The organism is Peptoniphilus hominis (ex Hitch et al. 2025), assembly GCF_040096015.1.
Lineage (GTDB): Bacteria > Bacillota > Clostridia > Tissierellales > Peptoniphilaceae > Peptoniphilus_A > Peptoniphilus_A hominis.
Genome location: NZ_JBBMFO010000073.1, coordinates 1 through 1,012, shown reverse-complemented (window position 1 = coordinate 1,012; position 1,012 = coordinate 1). Strand labels below are relative to the sequence as shown.

Here is a 1,012-nt window from a genome sequence, read left to right as displayed (position 1 = left end):
GGGACTAAATTAAAAAATCTATTCAAAGAAAAATATGGTCAAAGCATTACAGAATATACTCAAAGAAAAAGAATGAACGTGGCTGAGACTCTTCTCTTAAATACCAAACTTCCTATAAAGGAAATAGCTCAATCTGTTGGATACGCATCCCATAGCAAATTTTCTATTTATTACAAAAGATACAAAGGGAAACTTCCTAGTGAAGTCCGTAGTTTAGCTTGCGAACATCACAATTTAAATTGTGATTGCTGTGATTAAACTAATTTTTTTATACGCCTTTATCTTATATGAATTTGCATGTATAGATATTTGTATAGGAATGGTTCTTGTCTTGTTTTTAAGATATGCTCACATTCATTAGATTGAAGTTTCTTTCGATTATATTTCACTCTAACCCATCTTCATATAACTGTTCATGGCTTATATCTATTTCTGATAATTGGTTTTTTTAAGCTACAGCCCCTTAAAACAAATAGCCAAGAAGTCGAATTGAACATTATAAGTTATGAATTTCTAGTTAAACCAAAACGGTCAGTAAATATGCCAAAATTAGGCTCACGAAAAAGAAGATTATAATTTTTGCAATCTGACTTTTCCCATTAAAACCAAAATTATCATAACCCTTAGCACCAACCGTCTCTGGGTAAACTTTAGTCGGCAATTTTAACTTGGTAAGCATGAGATAATCAAAAAAGATAATATCAAAAAGCTTATATCCTTCAAATAGTATTAAAAATCTAACAAAGGCTTGCTGAAAAGTTAAACTAAATTTTACTGTATCAACAATTGCCCAGCCTAGAACGGCTGCAATGGCTAGCAATCCAAGTATCATGATAAGTCCGCCGATTATATTGACCCAAATCGGTTTATCTGGCAACTTACTCATCATAACTTTGATATCATCAGGTGCGCCGAAATGCTTCGAGCCAAATTTCGGTATAATAAGTATAAAATTCACCATCATAATTGATGCTGTTAAGCAGATGATTGTTAACATACCAAGTGTTTTCAT

2 protein-coding genes are annotated in these 1,012 nt (G+C 32.0%); one reads left to right on the top strand and one right to left on the bottom strand.

What is annotated here, in order from left to right:
• Positions 1–258: helix-turn-helix domain-containing protein (locus tag WMO19_RS09805; RefSeq protein ID WP_349171681.1), on the top strand; the 258-nt coding region annotated here is incomplete at its 5' end.
• A gap of 259 nt (positions 259–517) precedes the next feature.
• On the opposite strand, the gene WMO19_RS09800 is transcribed toward WMO19_RS09805, so the two are convergent.
• On the bottom strand, positions 518–1,012 hold a 495-nt coding region (locus WMO19_RS09800; RefSeq protein WP_034440403.1), incomplete at its 5' end, for a hypothetical protein.